Origin of the sequence: Saccharomonospora iraqiensis subsp. paurometabolica YIM 90007 (assembly GCF_000231035.2) — a bacterium.
In the GTDB taxonomy this organism is placed as follows: domain Bacteria; phylum Actinomycetota; class Actinomycetes; order Mycobacteriales; family Pseudonocardiaceae; genus Saccharomonospora; species Saccharomonospora paurometabolica.
In genome coordinates this window covers 1-237 of the sequence record NZ_KI912261.1, presented here as the reverse complement: position 1 = coordinate 237, position 237 = coordinate 1, and positions in this window count along the sequence as shown.

Here is a 237-nt window from a genome sequence, read left to right as displayed (position 1 = left end):
ACCCCCGGTCGCACCGCCACCAGCACCGCAACCCCCACCGCCGCAACAACCCCCACCGCCGCAGCGGCTCCCGCCGCCGCAGCAACCGGGAGCGGCGCAACCCGCCCCCACCCCCGGTGCCGCGGCCGTGCCGGTCGGGGCCCCACGTCCCGAGCGGGAGAGCATGGTGGCGCTGTTCCTGGTGCACATGTTCCCGATCGGACACCTGCCGGTGGCCTCCGACCGGCCCGCGCGGCA